At 68.6% G+C, this 21,538-nt stretch carries 23 protein-coding genes; 11 read left to right on the top strand and 12 right to left on the bottom strand.

Annotated features, from left to right (window positions below; translation table 11 throughout):
- Positions 1 to 22 precede the first annotated feature (22 nt).
- Both G6N37_RS07125 and G6N37_RS07130 read left to right on the top strand, forming a co-directional pair.
- Positions 23 to 1,507: an acetyl-CoA acetyltransferase gene (locus tag G6N37_RS07125; protein WP_163677932.1), complete on the top strand. Its 1,485-nt coding sequence runs from the start codon at positions 23 to 25 to the stop codon at positions 1,505 to 1,507.
- Positions 1,508 to 1,617: 110 nt separating this feature from the next.
- The gene (locus tag G6N37_RS07130) at positions 1,618 to 3,729 is read left to right on the top strand and encodes an NAD-dependent epimerase/dehydratase family protein (protein ID WP_163677936.1); all 2,112 of its coding nucleotides are present in this window, start codon (positions 1,618 to 1,620) and stop codon (positions 3,727 to 3,729) included.
- Here G6N37_RS07130 and G6N37_RS07135 read toward each other — a convergent pair.
- The 7 genes from G6N37_RS07135 to lon all read right to left on the bottom strand — a co-directional run bounded on the left by G6N37_RS07135 (position 3,726) and on the right by lon (position 9,316).
- Complete coding sequence (locus tag G6N37_RS07135) at positions 3,726 to 4,451, bottom strand: DUF72 domain-containing protein (RefSeq protein WP_163677939.1); 726 nt, start codon at positions 4,449 to 4,451, stop codon at positions 3,726 to 3,728. The genes G6N37_RS07130 and G6N37_RS07135 overlap by 4 nt on opposite strands.
- Complete coding sequence (locus tag G6N37_RS07140; RefSeq protein ID WP_163677942.1) at positions 4,448 to 5,080, bottom strand: endonuclease; 633 nt, start codon at positions 5,078 to 5,080, stop codon at positions 4,448 to 4,450. The genes G6N37_RS07135 and G6N37_RS07140 overlap by 4 nt, the downstream gene beginning before the upstream one ends.
- Positions 5,081 to 5,122: 42 nt before the next feature.
- Positions 5,123 to 5,455 carry a TfoX/Sxy family protein gene (locus G6N37_RS07145; RefSeq protein ID WP_163677945.1) on the bottom strand — a complete coding sequence of 111 codons (333 nt, stop codon included), beginning with the start codon at positions 5,453 to 5,455 and terminating at the stop codon, positions 5,123 to 5,125.
- Between the two features lie 10 nt (positions 5,456 to 5,465).
- On the bottom strand, positions 5,466 to 5,855 hold the full coding sequence (locus G6N37_RS07150; RefSeq protein ID WP_167527420.1) for a nitroreductase family deazaflavin-dependent oxidoreductase: 390 nt from the start codon (positions 5,853 to 5,855) through the stop codon (positions 5,466 to 5,468).
- Between the two features lie 91 nt (positions 5,856 to 5,946).
- Positions 5,947 to 6,432 carry a hypothetical protein gene (locus tag G6N37_RS26145; RefSeq protein ID WP_232075337.1) on the bottom strand — a complete coding sequence of 162 codons (486 nt, stop codon included), beginning with the start codon at positions 6,430 to 6,432 and terminating at the stop codon, positions 5,947 to 5,949.
- 155 nt (positions 6,433 to 6,587) lie between these two features.
- Positions 6,588 to 6,797 (bottom strand): hypothetical protein, encoded by a 210-nt coding sequence (locus G6N37_RS26150; protein WP_232075339.1) that lies wholly within the window; start codon positions 6,795 to 6,797, stop codon positions 6,588 to 6,590.
- A gap of 197 nt (positions 6,798 to 6,994) precedes the next feature.
- Positions 6,995 to 9,316, bottom strand: coding sequence for an endopeptidase La (lon, locus tag G6N37_RS07165; protein ID WP_163677949.1), 2,322 nt, complete (start codon positions 9,314 to 9,316; stop codon positions 6,995 to 6,997).
- Between the two features lie 120 nt (positions 9,317 to 9,436).
- Here lon and G6N37_RS07170 point away from each other — a divergent pair, with 120 nt between their 5' ends.
- Entirely contained in the window at positions 9,437 to 10,567 is a 1,131-nt protein-coding gene (locus G6N37_RS07170; RefSeq protein WP_163677952.1) for a phytanoyl-CoA dioxygenase family protein, read from the top strand.
- A 74-nt stretch (positions 10,568 to 10,641) separates the two neighbouring features.
- On the opposite strand, the gene G6N37_RS07175 is transcribed toward G6N37_RS07170, so the two are convergent.
- Positions 10,642 to 11,886 carry an alpha-hydroxy acid oxidase gene (locus G6N37_RS07175; RefSeq protein WP_163677954.1) on the bottom strand — a complete coding sequence of 415 codons (1,245 nt, stop codon included), beginning with the start codon at positions 11,884 to 11,886 and terminating at the stop codon, positions 10,642 to 10,644.
- 18 nt (positions 11,887 to 11,904) lie between these two features.
- On the opposite strand from G6N37_RS07175, the gene G6N37_RS07180 reads away from it, so the two are divergent.
- A complete protein-coding gene (locus G6N37_RS07180) occupies positions 11,905 to 12,342 on the top strand; it encodes a DUF1810 domain-containing protein (protein ID WP_163677956.1) in 438 nt (145 codons plus the stop codon).
- Here G6N37_RS07180 and G6N37_RS07185 read toward each other — a convergent pair.
- The 3 genes from G6N37_RS07185 to G6N37_RS07195 are packed head-to-tail and all read right to left on the bottom strand — an operon-like array spanning position 12,328 to position 14,800.
- Positions 12,328 to 13,635, bottom strand: a complete 1,308-nt coding sequence (locus G6N37_RS07185; RefSeq protein ID WP_163677959.1) for an alpha-amylase family protein — start codon at positions 13,633 to 13,635, stop codon at positions 12,328 to 12,330. The two genes, G6N37_RS07180 and G6N37_RS07185, sit on opposite strands and share 15 nt — an antisense overlap.
- Before the next feature lie 4 nt (positions 13,636 to 13,639).
- Positions 13,640 to 14,176, bottom strand: coding sequence for an alkyl hydroperoxide reductase (locus tag G6N37_RS07190; protein WP_163677961.1), 537 nt, complete (start codon positions 14,174 to 14,176; stop codon positions 13,640 to 13,642).
- Between the two features lie 36 nt (positions 14,177 to 14,212).
- A complete protein-coding gene (locus G6N37_RS07195) occupies positions 14,213 to 14,800 on the bottom strand; it encodes a peroxiredoxin (protein WP_163677965.1) in 588 nt (195 codons plus the stop codon).
- Positions 14,801 to 14,903: 103 nt separating this feature from the next.
- Between G6N37_RS07195 and G6N37_RS07200 the strand changes: the two genes are divergently transcribed.
- From G6N37_RS07200 to G6N37_RS07215, 4 genes are read left to right on the top strand one after another with little or no spacing between them, the layout of a single operon-like run.
- On the top strand, positions 14,904 to 15,839 hold the full coding sequence (locus G6N37_RS07200) for a hydrogen peroxide-inducible genes activator (protein WP_163677967.1): 936 nt from the start codon (positions 14,904 to 14,906) through the stop codon (positions 15,837 to 15,839).
- A 27-nt stretch (positions 15,840 to 15,866) separates the two neighbouring features.
- A complete protein-coding gene (locus G6N37_RS07205; protein ID WP_163677970.1) occupies positions 15,867 to 16,577 on the top strand; it encodes an EthD domain-containing protein in 711 nt (236 codons plus the stop codon).
- A complete protein-coding gene (locus tag G6N37_RS07210) occupies positions 16,574 to 17,017 on the top strand; it encodes a TIGR03618 family F420-dependent PPOX class oxidoreductase (protein WP_163677973.1) in 444 nt (147 codons plus the stop codon). The genes G6N37_RS07205 and G6N37_RS07210 overlap by 4 nt, the downstream gene beginning before the upstream one ends.
- An 18-nt stretch (positions 17,018 to 17,035) precedes the next feature.
- Positions 17,036 to 17,788 carry an enoyl-CoA hydratase/isomerase family protein gene (locus G6N37_RS07215; RefSeq protein WP_163677975.1) on the top strand — a complete coding sequence of 251 codons (753 nt, stop codon included), beginning with the start codon at positions 17,036 to 17,038 and terminating at the stop codon, positions 17,786 to 17,788.
- Between the two features lie 12 nt (positions 17,789 to 17,800).
- Here the strand turns inward: G6N37_RS07215 and G6N37_RS07220 are convergent, their stop codons facing one another.
- Complete coding sequence (locus G6N37_RS07220; protein ID WP_066954279.1) at positions 17,801 to 17,986, bottom strand: (2Fe-2S)-binding protein; 186 nt, start codon at positions 17,984 to 17,986, stop codon at positions 17,801 to 17,803.
- 358 nt (positions 17,987 to 18,344) lie between these two features.
- On the opposite strand from G6N37_RS07220, the gene bfr reads away from it, so the two are divergent.
- The 3 genes from bfr (at position 18,345) to G6N37_RS07235 (ending at position 21,535) form a co-directional block, all read left to right on the top strand.
- Entirely contained in the window at positions 18,345 to 18,824 is a 480-nt protein-coding gene (bfr, locus tag G6N37_RS07225) for a bacterioferritin (RefSeq protein ID WP_055405255.1), read from the top strand.
- A gap of 120 nt (positions 18,825 to 18,944) precedes the next feature.
- On the top strand, positions 18,945 to 21,011 hold the full coding sequence (locus G6N37_RS07230) for an MDR family MFS transporter (RefSeq protein ID WP_163677978.1): 2,067 nt from the start codon (positions 18,945 to 18,947) through the stop codon (positions 21,009 to 21,011).
- Positions 21,012 to 21,040: 29 nt separating this feature from the next.
- Entirely contained in the window at positions 21,041 to 21,535 is a 495-nt protein-coding gene (locus tag G6N37_RS07235) for a carboxymuconolactone decarboxylase family protein (protein WP_065442320.1), read from the top strand.
- The last annotated feature ends 3 nt before the right edge of the window (positions 21,536 to 21,538 follow it).

A 21,538-nucleotide genomic window follows, 5' to 3' on the forward strand; every position in this document is an offset into this window, starting at 1 on the left:
ATAGCCCCGCTAAATTCGTCGTATGACCGTGGACCCCAGGACCCCGGTGCTGATCGGCTACGGCCAGGTCAACCACCGCGACGAGATCGACCCCGCAAAGCGATCGGTCGAACCGGTGGACCTGATGGTGGCCGCGGCCCGGCAGGCCGCCGATGCTCGGGTGATCGAGGCCGTGGATTCCATCCGCGTGGTCAACATCCTGTCCGCGCACTACCGGGATCCCGGGCTGCTGCTCGGCCAGCGGCTCGGCGCCGGTGACTTCACCACGTTGTACAGCCCCGTCGGCGGCAACGTGCCGCAGTCGCTGGTCAACCAGGCGTGCCTGGACATCCAGCGGGGCAGCGCCCGGGTGGTGCTGCTGGCCGGGGCCGAGACGTGGCGCACCCGCAGGGGCCTGCGGGCCAAGGGTGCAAAGCTCGAGTGGACCGTTCAGGACGACTCCGTCCCGATGGCACAGGTCAGCGGCGACGACGTCCCGATGGCCGGCGACGCGGAGATCAGGATCCGGCTGGACCGGCCGGCCTATGTCTACCCGCTGTTCGAGCAGGCGCTGCGGATCGCGAACGGCGAGTCGGTCGAGCACCACCGCAAGCGCATCGGCGAACTGTGGGCCCGCTTCAACGCCGTCGCGGTCGGCAATCCGCACGCATGGATCCGCAAACCGGTGACCGCCGAGGAGATCTGCGAGCCGGGGCCGCAGAACCGCATGATCAGCTGGCCCTACACCAAGCTGATGAACTCCAACAACATGGTCGACCAGGGTGCCGCGCTCGTCTTGACCTCGGTGGAGCAGGCGAGGCGCCTGCAGGTCCCCGCCGACCGCTGGATCTACCCGCACGCGGGAACCGATGCGCATGACACCTCGGCCGTCGCCGAACGTGACGAGCTGCACCGCTCTCCGGCCATCCGGATCGCCGGCGGCCGCGTGCTCGACCTGGCGGGGGTGGGTATCGACGAGGTCGACTACGTCGACCTGTATTCGTGTTTTCCCTCGGCCGTTCAGGTGGCGGCGGCCGAACTGGGCCTGCCGGTCGACGATCCGGCCCGCCCGCTCACCGTCACCGGGGGACTGACGTTCGCGGGCGGCCCCTGGAGCAACTATGTGATGCACTCGATTGCCACCATGGCGCAGTTGCTGGCGGCCAATCCCGGGCGGCGCGGGCTGATCACCGCCAACGGTGGCTACCTGACCAAGCACAGCTTCGGCGTGTACAGCACCGAGCCACCCACCGGGTTTCGCTGGGAAGATGTGCAGCCGGCCGTCGACCGGGAACCGACCCGGGACGGCCTGGTGCAGTGGGAGGGTGTCGGGACGGTCGAGGCGTGGACGACGCCATTCGACCGCGAGGGCCGGCCGGAGAAGGCCTTCTTGGCCGTACGCACGCCCGACGGTTCCCGCACGCTCGCGCAGATCACCGACGGCACCGAGGCCGAGGCAACGGTGCGTGAGGACATCGGCGGCACGAAGGTGGCCGTCGCCGCCGACGGTTCCGCCACGCTGCAGTAAAACCGGCCGAGACGTCCCGCCAGCTCACAGTGTTGTTTGCCCCGTAACGGTCGCGTAGGTCATGCCGGCGTGCCTATTGTTTAGTTTGAGGTCCGGGGAGGTGAGCCCAGGTGCAGATCCTGGTTACCGACGCCACCGGCGCACTCGGGCGGCTGGTTGCACGGCAGTCGATTGCTGCCGGGCACACGGTGACCGGGATTGCTGAGCGACCGCACTCCTGTCTGGACCGCAATGTCGAGTTTGTTTGCGCGTCGCTGCGCAGCCCCGTTCTGCGGGAGCTCGCCGACGAGGCCGACGCGGTGATCCACCTGGCCCCCATCGACACCACCGCGCCCGGCAGCACCGACATCGACGGCCTCGCGTATGTGACCGATGTGGCCGCCCGCGCCGGCGCCCGGCTGCTGTTCGTGTCCCAGGCCGCGGGGCGACCGGAGCTGTACCGGGCGGCCGAGGAACTGGTGTCCACGAGTTGGGGGCCCAGCCTGGTCGTCCGCAGCGCCCCGCCGGTCGGCCGGCAGCTCGACTGGACGGTGTGCCGTACCGTGGCCACGCTGATGCGTACCAGGGTCTCGTCGGTGCCGATGCGGGTGCTGCACGTCGACGACCTGGTGCGCTTCCTGGTGTCGTCGTTGAACGCCGACCGCACCGGCGTGGTGGACCTCGCCTCTCCGGACACCGTCAACGTGGTCACGGCATGGCGGATGCTGCGATCCGCCGACCCGCGATCCCGGCTGAATCGGGTGCGCAGCTGGGCCCAGCTCATTCCGGACATGGATATTGCGGCGGCACAAGAGGATTGGGCGTTCGACTTCGGGTGGCAGGCGCTCGAAGCGGTGGCCGACACCGCCCGCGGCCTCGTCGGCCGCCGGATCGGCGCCGCGGGCGCCACCGGCCACGGACCCCGACTGGCGCTCCCGGTCGAGGTCGCCCCGCGCCCCGGCCCCTCCGGCGAGGAGCACAGCGCGGCGCCCGAGGGCGTCGAGGGTGAATTCGACGACCGGATCGACCCCCGCTTCCCGGTCTTCAGTGCGGGCACCCTCGCGGGGGCGCTGCCCGGGCCACTCACCCCGATCACGCTCGATGTCCAGCTGAGCGGATTGCGGACGGCGAACCGGGTGCTCGGTCGCGTGTTGGCGCTCGGCGGGGTGGTGGGCGAGGAGTGGGGACGCAGGGCCATCGCCGTGTTCGGTCACCGGCCCTACGTCGGGGTGTCGGTCAGCATGGTCGCGGCGGCCCAGCTGCCCGGCTGGGATCAGGACGCCGTCGCACGCAACGCCGTGGCCGGCCGGCCGCAGGTGGGCGACCTGCTCCCGTTCGGTGAGCCCGCGCTGGCGGGCGGAGCGCTCGGTTCCATCGCCAAAGCCGTCGTCGCGGGACGATCGCTGGCCCTGCTGCGCCACCTCAAGGCCGACACGCACGCGTACGGCGCGGCCGCCGAAGCGGAACACCTCGACGCGGCGCAGCTGGCGACGCTGCCTGACGCCGCCCTCGAAGTCCGGATTCCCTTGTTGCGGGACCGCATTCACCAAGGCTGGATCCTCACTGCGTTGTGGCTGATCGACACCGGCGTCACCGCGGCGGCCCTGGAGCGCAGCAACGCGGCGCGCAGCGTGCCCGGGGTGGACATGATCATGGACAGCACCCGCGTCGCGACGGAGACCGCTCAGCTGGCGGCAGTGCTGCGGGCCGACCCGCCGTTGTGCGCGCTGGCCCAGGAAGGCAATCTCGCCAGCATCCGCGCGTTGTCGCCCACCACCGCCGCCGCCGTGGACGCCGCCGTGGCCAGGGTCGGGCATCGGGGACCGGGCGAGGCGGAACTGGCAAGCACGACGTACGACGATGACCCGGCGATGCTGCTCAGGGCGGCCGGAGATGCCGCCGTGGCGGCCGCGGCGTCGACGGAGCCGCCGTCGTCGACGCTGGCCCAGCGGCTGGCCACCAACGCTCGCGACTCCCGCGAGCTCGCCCACGACACGACCCTGCGGTTCACCCATCAACTGCGGATGACGCTGCGCGAATTGGGATCCCGTCGAGTCGCGGCGGACCTGATCGACGTCGCCGAGGACGTGTACTACCTGACGTGCGACGAGCTGGTCATCATGCCGGGCGACGCCCGGCTACGCATCAAACGCCGCCGCGCCGAACGGGAACGGTTGCAGGTGCAGCGCCCGCCCGACGTCATCGACGGGACGTGGGTCCCTGTCGATGCGCCCGCCGTTTAACCCAGGAGTTCGCGCAGATACAGCGCGTTGCGCACCGCGTGCCCGCCCAGGTCGTTGTTGAAATACATCCACACGTCCTTGCCATCGCCCCGCCACGCGGCGATCCGGTCGGCCCACTCCCGCAGCTGGTCGTTCGTGTAGCTGCCGGCATAGATGGCGTCTTGATCCGGCCCGTGCATGCGGACGTACACCAGATCGGTGGTGGCCCTCGGGACGCACGCCAGCCCGGCGCCGCTCATCACCACGTAGGCGGCCCGGTGGCGCTTCAGCAGGTCGTAGACGGCGGCGTCGTTCCAGGAGGGATGGCGCAGCTCGACGGCCACCCGGATCGATTCCGGCATGCCGTCCAGGAAAGCGTCCAGGCGCGCGTCGTCGCGCTGCTGCTCGGGATGCAGTTGAACCAGTAGGACCCCACGGCGATCACCCAGTAGGTCCCAACAGCGTTCGAAGCGCTCGATCCACGGCCCGGCCGACGCCAGGCGCCGATAGTGGGTCAGTCCTCGATGCGCCTTGACCGACATCCTGAAGCCGTCCGGCAGCCGGTCGCGCCACCCCGCGAAGGTCGAATCCTTCGGCCAGCGGTAGAAACTCGCGTTCAACTCGACGGTGTCGAACACCTCGACGTAGCGAGCCAGCCTGCGCGCGGCGGGCAGGCCGGGCGGGTACAGCACGTCCGCCCAATGGTTGTAGGACCACCCGGAGGTGCCGATCCGTACGGTCAACCGCTCACCTGCCGGCGTACGTCGTCGTCCAGCGACACCCTGATGAGGGCGGCGGCCAGCCGGGCATTGCCCTGCGGCGCAAGGGCTCCCAGCTTGTCCGGCTGCGTGGGCAGATCCAGTTGCCTGGCCGTGGCGGTGGCGCGGTCGTCGAAATACGGCCGCACCCAGGTCCATACGTCCTGGACCTCGCGCAAGTAGATGTCGGCGCCGGTATCTCCGATTCCCTTGAATTCCTTGAGCAAACGCTTCGCCGCGGCGACGTCGTGCCGACTGCGTTCGGCGAGTTTCCGCAGATCGCCGGAATATTCGTCGCGCACGCGTTCGGCCATGTCGGCGAGCCGGGTCGCCGAGCTTTCGTCGTAGCGCACGTAGTGGGCGCGGCCGAAGGCGTCGATCATGGTCTGCCGCTGCGCGGCCAGCACGGCGTTGGGCGTGCGCAGGCCGGCCTTGAACAGTTCGCGCGCGGCGCTGGTGGCGATGGCGGCATCGATCGGCTTGCTGGCCAGCATGCAGAGAACCAGCAGCTGAAACAGCGGCATCGGCTTGTCGCCGAGCCTGATTCGCGCCTCGGCGGCATACGTGGTTCCGGCTGCGTCAAGCAACCGTCGCACCAATTGGCCTTCGGACATACCTGATCGCGTACCCGCGCCAAGTTTCAGCAAACCGCGCGGTCACTTGGCCGGCAGGCTGCGCGCGTATTCCACACCGCGCGTCACCCAAGACTGGAGCTGGCGCCTCGTCCGTACGCCGGCGACGTCCACCCGCACCCAGCCGCGGACGTCGCGGCCCCCCATCACCATGGGGCTGACGTGGGCGCGCCGCAGCACCTTGTCGAGTTCCTCGGCCGGCACGCGGACCAGCAGACCGCCCTGGCCGCTGACCGCCACCGACATGTTGCCGTTGACCAGAAACGCGAGCCCGCCGAACATGCGTTTCTCTTCGATGCCGCCCTCGCAGGCGACGAGCTCACGGATTTCGTTGGCCAGCTCTTCGTCGTAGGCCATGCGCGGGGCGTCAGTCCAGATCCACCCGGATGGTCAGCAAGTCGCTGCCCATCAGGCGTACCACCGCGCTGTTGAGCCGCGGGAGGTCGCCGAGCCGCTGCAGCGGGTCGTCGTCGGGCAGCAGGTGGGCGGTGCCGTTGCGCCAGCGTCCGCCGACGCGGACCCGAACCGCGGGGTCGGCCTTGATGTTCCGGACGTAGTCGGAGTGCTCGCCGTGTTCGGAGACCATCCAGAACTGGTTGTCCACCACGCGCCCGCCCACGGCGGTCCGCCTCGGCTTGCCGCTCTTGCGGCCGGTGGTTTCCAGGATGATCCCCGGCATCTGCCGGCCCACCGGGTTGACGAATAGTCGTTGCACGCGGTGGACCACTTGGCGTTTGAGAGTCATGTGCCCATTCAACGCCGCGCCTGCTTGCGCTGTCACCGTGCGACGGGAACAGCCGCCCCCTTTCGGGGGCGGCTGCCCACATTCCGGCTATTGGGTACCGGCTTTAGGTCCCGGGGTTGATCCCGCCGCTGACCTGGCCTGAGCCTGAGGTCCCGCCTACGGGCGTGTACACCTGGAAACCAGTCGAGGTGTTGACGCCCCAGGCGTTGTACTGCGGGTTGAACACCAGCGGAAGCTGGGTGCCGTCGGGGTCACCCACCGGCGGAACCCAGGTGGCCGGGAGGCCGTAGCGGCCCGGGTCGTCATAGTGCCCCGGCGGCGGGAACCGGTCCTGCCCCGGAGGAAGCGGGCTGCCCGGACCGTTGCAGTTGACACCCGGGCCACCGTTACAGATCGGCTGCCCCGGCACGTACGGAGCCTGACCCGGCCCGTCGCGGTCCGGGACGCCCGGCACGTTCGGACCCGGCACGTTGGGACCGGGGCCGTGGCCACCGGGCTCGGCCTGTGCCAAACCGGCGCCAATTCCGAACGCCGCGGACGTGATGGTGCCGGCCATGACCGCGCCGGCTGCGATTCTGTTCAACTTCATGATGAATCCCCTTGTCGAGCAGTTTGGCTGCCTACGCAGCTGAACCATTGACTTGGTGATTCGCTCACCCCATCGCCCTTACGGGCAGTCGAACCTCCAACCCCCAGATACCCGACCGATGGACGGCGAAAACCTCTTCGGCGTATTTGCTGGCCTCACGCAGGTCGGGGGAGCGGGAACGCCGACGGCACGCAAAACCCACTCGCGTGGACGCCGAAAGTCAGCGACCGCCGCGGGATAGCGGTCAGCACCGATTCCGGAATCGTGGTCTTGTAGTGCAGCGAGAGCTGACCGGAGAACGCGGGATCGACCTGGCCGACATCAACGTTGATCGCAAGACCGCTGGGCGAAAGATCCGCCTTCACCAGGCCTCACCGAAGTGCATCCCAACGCTGGTGGACGGCCCGTCCAGGATGATTCCCTCCGGTTCGACTTCCGCCCGCAAGCCGCCAGGGAGGTTGCCAACGCGGGGCAATCTGCCCAAGACCACGGCGATCCACGGAGCTTAACGGGCTGGGCCGGGAGGCGAGCCAATTTGCTGCGCATCCCGGCCAAGCTCATCTCAAGCAGCGAGCGTAGCGGTGTCCGCCGCCGGTTCAAGGGCCTGCGCGACGATCTCCGCGACGTCGGTCATCGGGCGCACGTCCAGCGTGGCGAGCACCTCGGCGGGCACGTCGTCCAGGTCGGGTTCGTTGCGTGCCGGGATGAAGACCGTTGACAGGCCGGCCCGCTGGGCCGCGAGCAGCTTCTGCTTCACGCCGCCGATCGGCAACACCCGGCCGTTCAGCGTGACCTCGCCGGTCATGCCGACATCCGAGCGGACCTGACGTCCGGTGGCCATCGACACCAGGGCGGTCACCATGGTCACACCGGCCGACGGGCCGTCCTTGGGCACCGCGCCGGCGGGCACGTGCACGTGGATGCGCCGGTCGAGGGCCTGGGGGTCGACGCCCAACTGGGCGGCGTGCGAGCGCACGTAGGACAGCGCGATCTGCGCCGACTCTTTCATCACGTCGCCCAGTTGACCGGTCAGCTGCAGACCCGGCTCGCCGTCGGTGGCCCCGGCCTCGATGTAGAGCACGTCGCCGCCCAGGCCGGTGACGGCCAGGCCGGTGGCCACCCCGGGCACCGCCGTGCGCTCGGCCGATTCCGGCGTGAACCGCGGGCGGCCAAGGTACTCAACCAGATCCGGCTCGTCGATGGTGATCGGCTCGGAAGTCTCCGCCAGCTTGGTGGTCACCTTGCGCAGCGCCTTGGCCAGCAGCCGCTCGAACTGGCGCACACCGGGTTCCCGCGTGTAGTCGGCGGCGATCTTGCGCAATGCCGCATCCGTCAGCGTGACCTCGTCCTCGGTCAGCGCCGCACGTTCCCGCTGCCGGGGCAGCAGGTAGTCGCGGGCGATCGCGACCTTGTCGTCCTCGGTGTAGCCGTCGATCTGAACCAGTTCCATGCGGTCCAGCAGGGCCGACGGGATGTTCTCGATGACGTTGGCGGTGGCCAGGAACACGACGTCGGACAGGTCAAGGTCGAGATCCAGGTAGTGGTCGCGGAACGTGTGGTTCTGCGCCGGGTCCAGGACCTCCAGCAACGCGGCCGACGGGTCACCCCGATAGTCGGAACCGACCTTGTCGATTTCATCCAGCAGCACAACGGGATTCATCGATCCCGCCTCGCCGATGGCACGCACGATCCGGCCCGGCAACGCCCCCACATAGGTGCGCCGGTGCCCGCGGATCTCGGCCTCGTCGCGCACACCGCCCAGGGCGACGCGCACGAACCTGCGGCCCAGGGCCCGGGCGACGCTCTCACCCAGCGACGTCTTGCCGACACCGGGGGGACCGGCCAGCACCATCACCGCGCCGGAGCCGCGCCCGCCGACGACCTGCAACCCGCGCTGGGCGCGGCGGGCACGCACGGCCAGGTATTCGACGATGCGGTCCTTGACGTCGTCCAGCCCGTGGTGGTCGGCGTCCAAAACGCCGCGCGCGGCCTTCAGGTCCGTCGAGTCCTCGGTCCGCACGTTCCAGGGCAGGTCGAGCACGGTGTCCAGCCAGGTGCGGATCCAGCCGCTCTCCGGGCTTTGGTCGCTGGACCGCTCCAGCTTGCCCACCTCCCGCAATGCGGCCTCGCGCACCTTCTCCGGCAGATCTGCCGCCTCGACGCGAGCCCGGTAGTCGTCGGATCCGTCGGGCTCACCTTCGCCCAGTTCCTTGCGGATCGCGGCCAGCTGTTGGCGCAGCAGGAACTCCTTCTGCGTCTTCTCCATGCCCTCGCGCACGTCCTCGGCGATCTTGTCGTTGACCTCGACCTCGGCCAGATGCGAGCTGGTCCAGTCGATCAGCAACCGGAGCCGCTCGGCGACGTCGACCGTCTCGACCAGTTGCCGCTTCTGCTCGCTGGACAGGTAGGACGCGTACCCGGAGGTGTCCGCCAGCGCCGACGGGTCGGTCAGCCGGTTGACGTAGTCGACGATCTCCCAGGCCTCGCGGCGTTGCAACATGGCCAGCAGCAGCTTCTTGTACTCCGACGTCAACGCCTTGATTTCGTCCGTCGTCTCGGCCTCGGGCACCTCGGTCACCTCGACCCACAGCGCCGCGCCGGGCCCCGACGCTCCCGTCCCGATCTGCGCCCGGCGCTCACCGCGCACGACGGCCGCCGTGCCGCCGCCGGCGATGCGTCCGACCTGCAATATCTTGGCGATCACACCGTGCGACGGGTAACGGTCGTCTAGCCGGGGCGCGATGAGCAGCTGCCCGGATTCACTCGCCTGGGCAGCGTCGATCGCCGCCCGCGCGGCCTCGTCGAGCGCGACCGGGACGACCATGCCGGGCAACACGACGGTGTCGGTGACGAACAGCACCGGCATTGACTTGGCTTCAGCCATCAATCCTCCAAAATCTGAGTCTGATGCGCTCAACCCAGCCCGGCGCCGGTTTGTTCCCTCCCGGGCCCCCTCCGCGGCTGAGTGCTGGCGATCACACTGGCGGTCTTGGATAATCGGCCCGTGCCGCTGACGCACCCCGCCCCGACCGCCCTTGACCCGGACGTCCTCGAATCCGCGGCCAGAGATCTCGCCTCCACCGGCGCCATCACCTTCCTCGTCGACGACGACGCCGTCACTTACGCCGTCGAGGGTTCGACGATCCGCGTCGGCGAGGGGCAGCGCACCGGAGATGCCGTCGTGCGCCTTTCCCGGCAGTCGTGGGACGACATGGTCGGCCAGATCCGCACGGTCATCAACCTCCTGCTCAGCGACGAGTTGTCCTTCGAGCGGGGCGGCTTCGACCAGCTGGCCGACTGGGACCCGGTCCTGCGGTACCTGCACGCCGGCATCCCGCCGTACGACCCGGCTCGCGCCGACTTGGGCGGGCGCGACCCGCTCGCCACGTTCACGCTCGACGCCGACGACGCCGAGTTGGCCGCTCAGCTGCAGACCATGGGTTACCTGCACGTCAAGGGGGTCTTCGACGCCGATGAGATGCGGGCCGCCAACCGCGAGATCGACCGCCTCGCGGCCCAGGCCCGACCCGGGGACGACCGGTCGTGGTGGGCCACCGCCGAGGACGGCGGGAGCGTGCTGTGCCGATTGGTCTACGCAACGCTGCGCTCGCCCGCCCTTGCCGCGCTGGAGAACGATCCCAGGGTGCGCAGGCTGGGCACCCTGATCGATCCCGCGCTGCGCACCGCGCCCGACCGGATGGAAGGCAGCGCGGTGTTGCTCAAAGTCCCGGGGAACACCAGCGGGCTGTCCAACATCCCATGGCATCAGGACTGCGGCATGGGCGGACACGCTCTCATGTGCCCCGCGGTCAGCATCGGCATTCAACTCACCGGCTCGGACGCCGGCACCGGCAACCTTCAGGTGGTACCGGGCAGTCACGGTCAGGCCATTCATTACCGGTGGGAACAGCGGCTCCAACAGGTACCGGTGGTGAGCATCGACACGGCCCCGGGCGACGTGACCGTCCACGTCCAGGACCTGATGCACGCCTCACCCCGGCCGACCGGGGCCGGCGGCCGCCGCACGATGTACGTCACGCACTATCCGCCGCAACTCTTCGAGCACGTCGGGCCCGGCGAGGCCTTCAACGACCTGGTACGCAACCGCACCGAACGGGTCGCCCGCCTGCAGTAGCACCGAGATTGCCGCCATGGTCGCGCCGGGTACCTACCGCATGACCCTCACGGCAATCTCGGCGCAGACGACCGTCACGCGAGCGGCGCAACGGGCCCCAGCCGCCGCAGCTGCGTGACGTGCTTGGGCGAAAGTTCCTCGAGACAGGTGACACCCAGCAGTCGCATGGTGCGGATCACCCCTTCGGCCAGGATGTCGATCGCGCGGGTGACGCCGGCTTGGCCGCCGGCCATCAACCCGTACAGGTAGGCCCGCCCGACGAGCGTGCACCGCGCGCCCAGCGCGACCGCCGCCACGACGTCGGCGCCCGACATGATGCCGGTGTCCAGCAGGATCTCGGTGTCCTTGCCGACCTCACGCGCGACCGAGGGCAACAGGTGGAACGGAACCGGGGCCCGATCCAGTTGGCGTCCGCCATGATTCGACAACACGATGCCGTCCACGCCGCGGTCGACGACGGCGCGCGCGTCGTCGAGCGTCTGGATGCCCTTGACCACCAACTTGCCCGGCCACTGGGCCTTGATCCACTCCAGGTCGTCGAAGGTGAGGCTCGGGTCGAACATGGTGCTCAGGTACTCGGCGACGGTCCCCGGCCAGCGGTCCAGCGACGCGAAGGCCAGCGGCTCGGTGGTCAGCAGGTCGAACCACCATTTCGGGTGCGGCACCGCGTCGAGCACGGTGCGCAGCGTCAGAGTCGGCGGGATCGTCATCCCGTTGCGGTTGTCGCGTAGCCGGACGCCGGAGACCGGGACGTCGACGGTGGCCAGCAGGGTGTCGAAACCGGCGTCGGCCGCGCGCCGCACCAGCGCCATCGAGCGTTCGCGATCCCTCCACATGTACAGCTGGAACCACTTCCTGCCCTGGGGGACAGCGGCCACCAGGTCCTCGATCGCACAGGTGCCGAGCGTGGACAGCGAGAACGGAATGCCGGCCTTGGCCGCCGCCGCCGCGCCTGCGATCTCGCCCTCGGTGTGCATCAGCCGGGTGAAGCCGGTGGGCGCGATGCCGAACGGCAGGACGACCGGTTGGCCCAGGACATTCCAGCCGGCGGTGACATTGGTGACGTCACGCAGGATGGTCGGGTGAAACTCGATGTCGCGGAAGGCTTGTCGGGCGCGCGCGATGGACAGCTCGTCCTCGGCGGCGCCGTCGGTGTAGTCGAACGCCGCCTTGGGCGTGCGCCGTTTGGCGATGCGTCGCAGGTCAGCGATGGTGTACGCGGCGTCGAGGCGGCGCTTGGTCGCGTCGAACTGCGGTCGCTTGAACTTGATCAGCGGCGCGAGATCGCGCACCTTGGGCACTCGTCGCTGGACGGCCATGTGTGCAACCGTAGTCACATGGAACCGGAGAGCGACCCCTTCGACCTCCAGCGCTTCGTCGACGCGCAGGCCCCGGTGTACCCCACCGTGGTCGACGAGCTGCGCACCGGGCGCAAGCGCAGCCACTGGATGTGGTTCGTCTTCCCGCAATTGCGCGGGCTGGGCGGCAGCCCGACCGCGGTGCACTACGGCATCTCGTCGCTCGAGGAGGCCCGCGCCTACCTGCGGCACGAGGTGCTCGGGCCGCGATTGCGCGAGTGCACGCGGCTGGTCAACCAGGTGCAGGGCAGATCGGCCGGCGAGATCTTCGGCTCGCCCGACGACCTCAAGCTGCGCTCGTCGATGACGCTGTTCGCGCGAGCCACCGACGACAACGAGGATTTCCTTGCGCTGCTGGACAAGTACTACGGCAGCCGGCAGGACCAGCTGACGCTGTCGCGCCTAGACCGCGCTTAGGATCCGCCAGCCATGCGGCTCGACGACCAGCTCGTCGACGACTTCCCGGGGTGGCGCCGAGGACCCGCCGATGACCTGCCGGTGGGCCGTGCCCAGCGCCTTCAAGGCAACGCGCATCGGTTCGTCGCCGATGTTCAGCGCGACCAGCAGCGCGTCGGCGCCGCTGCGGGTCTCGTACACGTAGTGCCGGTTCTCCAGCCGCAGTGCGGTGGTCGTCGCCCTGTGCAGCCACGGGTGACGGCGACGCAGCCCGATCAGGAACTGGTGCAACGCCCAGATCTGGGCGCCGAAGGCATCTAGTTCCATTGGGGGAGAGCCGAACTCGGGCCGCACCGCGTCGTCGCCGCCGTAGCGTTCCTCTTTGACGCCGCGCAGTCTGAGCTCGTCGCCCGCATACACGCTGGGCACGCCGCCGACGGTCAGCAGGATCACCAGCGCGTGCGCCACGTGCTCCGCGCGCTCGAGTCGGCTGGCGATGCGGGTCACGTCGTGGTTGCCGACGAAGGTGAGCGGGGCGAAGCCGGCCACGAACTCGCCGTGCCGCTGCAGCGCCCAGTCCAGTTCGAAGAAGTTGCCGTCGTTGAGGCTGCTCCAGATCGCCTTCCACAGCTCGTATTGGGTGGCCGAGTCGAAGGTGGCGGCCCGCACCACCGCGGCGTAGTCGCCGTGGATGAGCTCGCCGACGAACCAGGCGTCCGGGAACCGCTCGCGCACCCGCGGCAGTGCGGACGCCCAAAAGCGTTCTGGCACGGTGTAAGCCGCATCGAGGCGCCAACCGTCGGCGCCGCGTTGCAGCCAGTGCGCCATCACGTCCACGACGTAGTCGACCACTTCGGGGTTGTCGTGGTTGAGTGTGATCAGCTCCGAGTGGCCCTCGAACGTGTGGAAGCGCCCGGGGCGTCCGTGAAACCAGCGCGCGGCCGCCTCGTTGCTCGGCGCCTCCCGGTAACGGCCGAAATCCACGCCGACGTGGTTGAACACGCCGTCGAGCAGGATGCGCAGGCCGCGGCGACGGGCCTCGGAGACGAGGTGGTCGAAATCGGCGTCGTCACCGAGCCGCGGATCGATGCGGTAGTGGTCGGTGGTGTCGTAACCGTGTGTGCGCGAGGCGAAGATCGGTCCCAGTGCGACGCCCGACGCGCCCAGTGCGATGGCGTGATCGAACCAGTCGACGAGCCGCCGCAGCCGGTGTTCGTCCGGCTGCGGCGGCTCGTACGAAGGAAATGCGCCGACGAACCCCAGCGGATAGACCTGCCACCAGATCGCGTGCTCTACCCAGGCTGGTGCCGTCACTGCGTCAGCCGACGGTGGTCAGCGCTTGGGAGGCGACGAGGGCTTGTGCCACGCCGGAAATGATCGCCGCGGCCTTCAGCGCCTCCTGGATGGTCTCCCGGGTTGCGCCCGCCTCGCGCAGCGTCTGCTCGTGGGAGGCCACGCAATCCGGGCATCCGTTGATCGATGACACCGCGAAGCACCACAGCTCGAAGTTGGCCTTTGCCACCCCGGGGTTGGCGATGATGTTCATCCGCAACCCCGCGCGCAGGTCGTCGTACTTGCCGTCGAGGAAGCCGCGGCCACGGTAGAACACGTTGTTCATGCCCATGATCGACGCGGCTCCCAGCGCCGCGTTGTATGCCTCGGCGGACAGGACGTCGGCCGCCTCGGCGCCGATCTCGCTGATTACCTGGGTGTTTCGCGTCGCCGCGGCGCAGGCCAGCAGGGTGCCCCACAGCTGTTCCTCGTTGAGCTCGGTGGTGCGCGTGATCGAGCCCAGGTTCAGCTTGAGGTCCTTGGCGTACTCGGGCAGCGCCTCCTTGAGATTCTCTACGCTCATCTCGCCTCCTGATCAGACCCTATGGGACCGGGCCGACTAAGCCGAGGCCTTGAGGAGCTCGGTCGCGTTGAGCGTCGGGTCGCCCTTGCGCCAGTTGCAGGCGCACAACTCGTCGGACTGCAGCGCGTCCAGGACCCGCAGCACTTCCTCCACGTTGCGTCCCACGGATCCCGCGGTAACCGAGACGAATTGGATCTCGTTGTTGGGGTCCACCACGAAGGTCGCCCGGTCGGCGACGCCGTCGGCGTTGAGAACGCCGGTGGCCAGGCTCAGCTCACGCTTGATGTCCGAGAGCATGGGGAACGGCAGCTTCTTCAGGTCCTCGTGCTGGGCGCGCCAGTTGAAGTGCACGAATTCGCTGTCGATCGACACGCCCAGCACCTGCGCGTCGCGGTCGGCGAATTCGTCGTTGAGCTTGCCGAACGCGGCGATCTCGGTCGGACACACGAACGTGAAGTCCTTGGGCCAGAAGAACACAACGCGCCACTTGTCGGCGTGGTCCTCGCTGGTGACGGTGGTGAAGTAGTCTTCGGGCTGCTTGGCGTCCACCTTGGACAGGTCGCCCGCGATCAGCGCGGTGAGCTCGTAGGCGGGGAACTGGTCGCCGATGGTCAGCAGAGGCATTGTCGCTCCTTAATTGGATTTACTCAAGATTAGCTTTCCTTGCCCATCGTGCCCGTTTATCCCCTTTGAAGTAAAGGTGATATTTCCCACTACACTTATAGGCATGCCCGATAGGATCTATCAGCCCACGATCGCCGGCCTGCGCGCGTTCGCCGCCATCGCCGAAAAGCGTCAATTCAGCTCCGCTGCAACTACTCTCGGTGTCAGCCAGTCCACGCTGTCGCAGGCGCTGGCGGCGCTGGAGACCGGACTCGGCACCCAGCTCGTCGAGCGCTCGACGCGGCGTGTCTTCTTGACTGCCGAGGGGGCGGAGCTGCTGCCGCGCGCCCAGGCCGTCATCGAGGCGATGGACGGGTTCACCGCCGCCGCCGCGGGATCATCGGATCCGCTGCGCGCCGGGATGCGGCTGGGGCTGATCCCGACGGTGGCGCCCTACGTCCTGCCGACCGTGCTGGCCGGCCTCGCCGAGCAATTCCCCGGAATGACGTTGCGGGTGACCGAAGACCAGACCGAACGGCTGATGACGGTGTTGCGCGAGGGGGCGCTGGATGCCGCGCTGATCGCCTTGCCCGCCGACGCGGGCGGGGTCACCGCGATCCCCATCTACGACGAGGATTTCGTCCTCGCACTGCCGCCCGGACATCCGCTGTCGGGCAAGCGGCGGGTTCCGGCGACCGCGCTGGCCGACCTGCCGCTCCTGCTGCTGGACGAGGGGCACTGCCTGCGTGATCAGGCGCTGGAGGTGTGCCACAAGGCGGGCGTGCGAGCGGAGCTGGCCAACACACGGGCGGCGTCGCTGGCCACCGCGGTGCAATGCGTGACCGGCGGATTGGGGGTCACGCTGATCCCGCAGAGCGCGGTGCCGGTGGAGGCGACGCGAAGCCGCCTCGGCCTGGCGCGGTTCGCCGCGCCCCGGCCCGGACGGCGCATCGGCCTGGTGTACCGGTCGTCCAGCGGCCGCGACGAGTCCTATCGCCGGCTGGCGAAGACGATCGGCGCCTTGATCGGCGGCCGGCACGAGGTGCGGCTGGTCAAATAGCGCGGCCGCCGACGGTAGGTTCTGCCTATGGAAAAGGTCATCGCCGTGCTCATGCGTTCCGACTCGGACGACCGGTGGTGCGCCCGCCAGCGCGGCCCCGTCGCCGACGCGCTCCTGGCGTCGGGCCTGCCGGGATTGTCGGTCAACGTTCGCGACGATGCGGTGCGCCATTCGCTGATGACGCTCACGACGCTGGACCCGCCGGTCGCCGCGGTGGTGAGCATGTGGACCCAACAGTGCTACGGCGAGCAGATGACGGCCGCGCTGACCCTGCTGGAGGCCGAATGCGAACACCTCGCCGCCTACCTGGTCACCGAGTCGGTCCCGCTGAAGGCGCCGGCAACCGAATCGGGCACTCGCACAACGGGTCTGGCCAACATCGCGCTGCTGCGCCGACCCGCGGGCCTGGACGAGGAGAGCTGGCTGACCCGGTGGCAGCGCGACCACACCACGGTGGCCATCGAGACGCAGTCGACCTTCGGCTACACCCAGAACTGGGTGGTGCGGACCCTTACGCCTGACGCACCGGGAATCGCGGGCATCGTCGAAGAGTTGTTCCCCGAGGAGGCGATTACCGATCTCAAGGCGTTCTTCGGGGCCGCCGACGACGACGACCTGCAGGACCGCTTGGGCCGAATGGTCGCCAGCACCACGGCGTTCGGCGCCAACGAGAACATCGACACCGTCCCCACCAGCCGCTACGTCTTCAGGACACCGTTCACCGAGGAACTCACATGACAACTCTGCGCGACGCCGTGGCGCTGGCCGCCCCGGAAAACGGGCTGGCGGTGGTGTCCACCGTGCGTGCCGACGCGACCGTGCAGGCGTCGCTGGTCAACGTCGGCCTGCTGGCGCATCCGGAAAGCGGCCAGGACGTCCTGGGCTTCACCACCTACGGCAAAGTCAAGTTGGCCAACCTCCGGGAGCGACCGCAGCTGGCGGTCACCTTCCGCAACGGATGGCAGTGGGCGACCGTCGAGGGCCGCGCGGAGCTGGCCGGCCCGGACGACACCCAGCCCTGGCTCACCACGGACGATCAGCTGCGGCTGTTGCTCCGCGAGGTTTTCACCGCCGCGGGCGGTACCCACGACGACTGGGACACCTACGACCGCGTCATGGCCCGGGAGCGCCGGGCCGTCGTGCTGATCGCGCCCACCCGCGTCTACAGCAACGGCTGACCTCGTTAGGCTGCAGCCGTGACGCTGCAGATCGATGACGAGAAGCGGGTACGCACCCTCACGCTGAACCGGCCCGAGGCGCTGAACGCATTCAACGAAGCCCTGTACGACGCCACCGCGGAAGCGCTGCTCGCCGCCGCCGAGGATCCCGAGGTCGCCGTGGTGCTCCTCACGGGCGCGGGCCGCGGCTTCAGCGCCGGTACCGACCTCGCCGAGATGCAGGCACGCATCACCGATCCGGGTTTCACGCCCGGCAAGCACGGGTTCACCGGACTGATCGATGCGCTCAGCGCGTTCCCCAAGCCGCTGATCTGCGCGGTCAACGGCGTCGGGGTCGGCATCGGCGCGACGATCCTCGGCTACGCGGATCTGGCGTTCATGTCATCGACGGCCCGCCTGAAGTGCCCCTTCACCAGCCTGGGCGTGGCGCCGGAGGCGGCTTCCTCATATTTGCTGCCCCAGCTGGTGGGCCGGCAGAACGCCGCCTGGCTGTTGATGTCCTCGGAGTGGGTCGACGCCGACGAGGCGTTGCGGATGGGCCTGGTCTGGCGGGTCTGCGATCCCGATGACCTGTTGCCCCAAGCCCGTCGTCACGCGGAAGTCCTTGCCAGTCGGCCCATTTCGAGCCTGATGGCGGTCAAGCACACGATGATGGAACCGGTCCGCCCCGAGATCACGGCGGCCACCGCGCGGGAAAACGCCCACTTCGCCGAACTGATGGGGGCGCAGGCCAACGCCGCGGCCCTGGCGGAATTCAACACGTCCCGCTGAGCGGGTGGCGGTTCAGAGCGACGGAGCGGTTTCCAGATTGGCCGACGCGGCGATGATCGCCCGCAGCGTCCTCTTGCACCGTCCGCAGTCCCCACCGGCGCCACAGGCGGCCGCAACCTCCTTGGAGGTGGAGGCGCCGCGCGCGACCACCTCGGACACCGTGTGGTTGGTCACGCCGACACACAGGCACACGTACATCAGCGCATCCCCTGCATGCGGGCGGCATTCCCTTCGTCGACGGCGTGGCCAAGCGAGCGCACTTCGTCCTCCCTCTCGGGACCCCGTGTCACCGGAGTCGCCAGAAAAAGTGCCGAACCGAGACCCAGTATTAGTTGAGTCTAACCTAAGTTCGTTAGCGCAGTCTAACCTTACCCGCCAGCAACGTCGGTCACGAGAGCCGCGCAGGACACACACTGAGCACAGCCATACCTTGCTGGCAGATTGCCCCTCGGCATGGCAAAGTGCGACTACGGCCCGGGCAAGGTGCGCGCAGCCCTGCGCACCCCACCATGGCCAGGATTGACCACCGTTTACACGTCACCGTAGGGGAGTGATCATGCAAGGGGATCCGGATGTCTTGCGCTTGCTCAACGAGCAGTTGACCGGCGAGCTCACCGCGATCAACCAATATTTCCTGCACTCCAAGATGCAGGACAACTGGGGATTCACCGAGCTCGCCGAGCACACCCGGGCCGAGTCCTTCGATGAGATGCGGCACGCCGAGGCGATCACCGACCGCATTCTGCTGCTCGACGGGTTGCCCAACTACCAGCGCCTCTTTTCGCTGCGCATCGGCCAGACGCTGCGCGAGCAGTTCGAGGCGGACCTGGCCATCGAATACGAGGTGATGGACCGGCTCAAGCCCGGCATCATCATGTGCCGCGAGAAGCAGGACACCACGAGCGCCAATCTGCTGGAAGAGATCGTCGCCGACGAGGAAAAGCACATCGACTACCTCGAGACGCAGCTGGAGCTGATGGACAAGCTCGGCGTGGAGCTCTACTCGGCGCAGTGCGTCTCGAGGCCGCCGAGCTAAGCCTCGGTCAGGGCCGCGGCCGCGTCACATCGCCTCCGCCGACCCCGTTGCCGCCGCGGTGAGATTGCCTTTGGCTAACCGTGGGCATCCCTGAGCAACGGTCGCCGACGGAAGGCAGGCATGACGAGCCCGGCAGCAATTCGAGGTGGTTCATCGACGGACGCCGCGCCCAGCGGCGCGCTGGTCGACCCGCAGCGACGCAATTTCATCTTCGTGGCGATCCTGCTCGGCATGCTGATGGCCGCCCTGGACCAGACGATCGTGGCGACCGCGTTGCCCACCATCGTCGCCAATCTCGGTGGCGCAGGCCATCAATCGTGGGTAGTCACCAGCTACTTGCTCGCCTCGACCATCATCACCGCCCTCGTCGGCAAGTTCGGTGACCTGTTCGGCCGCAAACGGGTGTTCCAGGCCGCCGTCGTATTCTTCGTCGCCGGATCGGTGCTGTGTGGGCTCTCGAGCTCGATGGGCATGCTGGTCGCGTCACGAGCGCTGCAGGGCATCGGCGGCGGCGGGCTCATGGTCACCGCCATGGCGCTGATCGGCGAGGTGATCCCGCTGCGGGACCGCGGCCGCTACCAGGGCGCGATGGGCGCAGTATTCGGCGTCACCACTGTGATCGGTCCCTTGCTCGGCGGCTACTTCACCGACCACTTCACCTGGCGCTGGGCGTTCTGGATCAACGTGCCGATCTCCGTTGTGGTCTTCTTCGTGGCCGCCGCCGCCATCCCGGCGCTCTCCGACCGCACCAGACCGGTCATCGACTACACCGGCATCCTGTTCGTCGGCCTGGGCGCCGCGGGGCTGACACTGGCCACCAGCTGGGGCGGGACCACCTACCCGTGGGGATCGCCGATGATCATCGGCCTGTTCGTCGGCTCGGTGATGGCGTTGTGCGTCTTCGCCTGGGTGGAAAGCCGCGCCGCCGCGCCGATCCTGCCGACGCGGCTGTTCGGCAGTCCGGTGTTCACGGTGTGCTGCGGCCTGTCCTTCGTGGTCGGTTTCGCGATGCTGGGCGCCCTGACGTTCCTGCCGACGTACATGCAGTTCGTCGACGGCGTCTCGGCCACCACGTCGGGCCTGCGCACGTTGCCGATGGTGCTCGGGATGCTGACCACCTCGATGGGCAGTGGTGTCATCGTCGGCCGCACGGGCAGATACAAGGTCTTTCCCGTCGCCGGCACCGCCGTCATGGCGGTGGCGTTCTTCCTGATGTCGCGGATGGACCCGTCGACATCGGTCTTGGTTCAATCGCTGTTCCTTGTCATCCTCGGCGCCGGGATCGGGATGTGCATGCAGACGCTCGTCCTGATCGTGCAGAACACCGTGGGCTTCGACGACCTCGGCGTCGCGACCTCCGGCGTCACCTTCTTCCGCACGATCGGCAGCTCGTTCGGCGCAGCCATCTTCGGTTCACTGTTCACGAACTTCCTGCACAGCCGGATCGGCCCGGCGCTGGTGGCCAGCCGCGCGCCTGCCGCGGCCGCTGCGTCGCCGGAGGCGTTGCACCGATTGCCCCGCCAGGCGGCCGCTCCGATCGTCGCCGCCTACTCCGAGTCGCTCACCCACGTGTTCGGATGGGCGGTTCCGGTCGCGCTGGCGGGGTTCGTCCTGGCGTTGTTCCTGCGGGAGGTCCCCCTGCGGGAAATGCACGACAGCACAATCGATCTCGGCGACGCGTTCGGCATGCCGAACACCGAGACACCGGATCAGATGCTGGAAGGCGCGGTCGAACGCATGCTGCGCGGTGCGCCCGGCATGCGATTGCGCAGCATCGCCATGCGCCCCGACTGCCGACTCGACGTGGCCGGCTTGTGGGGCGTCCTACGCATCAACCGCTACGGGGAGATGTACGGCACGGCCCGGCTCACCGACATCGCCGACTACCTACGGATACCGTTCGAGGTCTTGGAGCCCACCTTCTCGCGCCTGATCGCGACCGGATACGCCCGGGGCGACGGCAACCAGTTGTGGCTGACACCCGCGGGGGCCCAGCAGGTGGACTACGTGCACTCGCTGCTGGTGGGCTGGCTGGTCGACAAGCTCGCCCGGTCACCGGGATTCGACGGACGGCCGGATCGTCGCGTGGTCGAAGCGGCGCTGAATCGAGTCGCGGGTCGTGTTCTGGCGCAACGGGACTGGAACGACGACCGTCCCACCACGAAGATCCCGGTGCCCACACCCTGAAACGGGCGCTCCGGGCGTACCATCACGCCATGAGCCGAATCGGAACATTTGCTGACGACGACCTGGCCGGCTGGTTCGCGAAGTCTCCGGACATCGGCGGCGCACTCGGCGGCTTCAGCAACGCGGTCTACACCAAGAACCGGTTGCCGCTGCGCACCCGCGAACTGGCCCGCGCCGTGATCGCCCACCGCAACGAATGCGTCGTCTGCGTCAACACCCGCGACGAGGACGGGCCCGCCGCCGGTGTCGACGAAGAGCTCTACGACCACGCCCGGGAGTGGCGCACCTGGCCCGGCTACAGCGAGCAGGAGCGGCTGGCGGCCGAGTTCGCGGACCGATTCGCCACCGACCACACCGCGCTGCGCGACGACGAGGATTTCTGGAGCCGTTGCTCCGAACACTTCTCCGACGAGTTGCTGGCCGACTTGGCCCTGTCGTGCGCGCTGTGGGTCGGCATGGGCCGCGTGTTGCGGACCCTCGACATCGGCCAGGCCTGCAAGCTGACCATCCCCAGCCGCGCATAGCCG

This window comes from Mycobacterium seoulense, assembly GCF_010731595.1.
GTDB lineage: Bacteria > Actinomycetota > Actinomycetes > Mycobacteriales > Mycobacteriaceae > Mycobacterium > Mycobacterium seoulense.

What these genes read in the sequence shown, in the direction of transcription:
- G6N37_RS07230 (WP_163677978.1), top strand. Translation starts at nt 18,945, where the DNA reads ATGACGAGCCCGGCAGCAATTCGAGGTGGTTCATCGACGGACGCCGCG.
- lon (WP_163677949.1), bottom strand. Translation starts at nt 9,316, where the DNA reads ATGGCTGAAGCCAAGTCAATGCCGGTGCTGTTCGTCACCGACACCGTC.
- bfr (WP_055405255.1), top strand. Translation starts at nt 18,345, where the DNA reads ATGCAAGGGGATCCGGATGTCTTGCGCTTGCTCAACGAGCAGTTGACC.
- G6N37_RS07200 (WP_163677967.1), top strand. Translation starts at nt 14,904, where the DNA reads ATGCCCGATAGGATCTATCAGCCCACGATCGCCGGCCTGCGCGCGTTC.
- G6N37_RS07205 (WP_163677970.1), top strand. Translation starts at nt 15,867, where the DNA reads ATGGAAAAGGTCATCGCCGTGCTCATGCGTTCCGACTCGGACGACCGG.
- G6N37_RS07210 (WP_163677973.1), top strand. Translation starts at nt 16,574, where the DNA reads ATGACAACTCTGCGCGACGCCGTGGCGCTGGCCGCCCCGGAAAACGGG.
- G6N37_RS26145 (WP_232075337.1), bottom strand. Translation starts at nt 6,432, where the DNA reads ATGAAGTTGAACAGAATCGCAGCCGGCGCGGTCATGGCCGGCACCATC.
- G6N37_RS07125 (WP_163677932.1), top strand. Translation starts at nt 23, where the DNA reads ATGACCGTGGACCCCAGGACCCCGGTGCTGATCGGCTACGGCCAGGTC.
- G6N37_RS07180 (WP_163677956.1), top strand. Translation starts at nt 11,905, where the DNA reads ATGGAACCGGAGAGCGACCCCTTCGACCTCCAGCGCTTCGTCGACGCG.
- G6N37_RS07145 (WP_163677945.1), bottom strand. Translation starts at nt 5,455, where the DNA reads ATGGCCTACGACGAAGAGCTGGCCAACGAAATCCGTGAGCTCGTCGCC.
- G6N37_RS07195 (WP_163677965.1), bottom strand. Translation starts at nt 14,800, where the DNA reads ATGCCTCTGCTGACCATCGGCGACCAGTTCCCCGCCTACGAGCTCACC.
- G6N37_RS07235 (WP_065442320.1), top strand. Translation starts at nt 21,041, where the DNA reads ATGAGCCGAATCGGAACATTTGCTGACGACGACCTGGCCGGCTGGTTC.
- G6N37_RS07140 (WP_163677942.1), bottom strand. Translation starts at nt 5,080, where the DNA reads ATGTCCGAAGGCCAATTGGTGCGACGGTTGCTTGACGCAGCCGGAACC.
- G6N37_RS07220 (WP_066954279.1), bottom strand. Translation starts at nt 17,986, where the DNA reads ATGTACGTGTGCCTGTGTGTCGGCGTGACCAACCACACGGTGTCCGAG.
- G6N37_RS07190 (WP_163677961.1), bottom strand. Translation starts at nt 14,176, where the DNA reads ATGAGCGTAGAGAATCTCAAGGAGGCGCTGCCCGAGTACGCCAAGGAC.
- G6N37_RS07175 (WP_163677954.1), bottom strand. Translation starts at nt 11,886, where the DNA reads ATGGCCGTCCAGCGACGAGTGCCCAAGGTGCGCGATCTCGCGCCGCTG.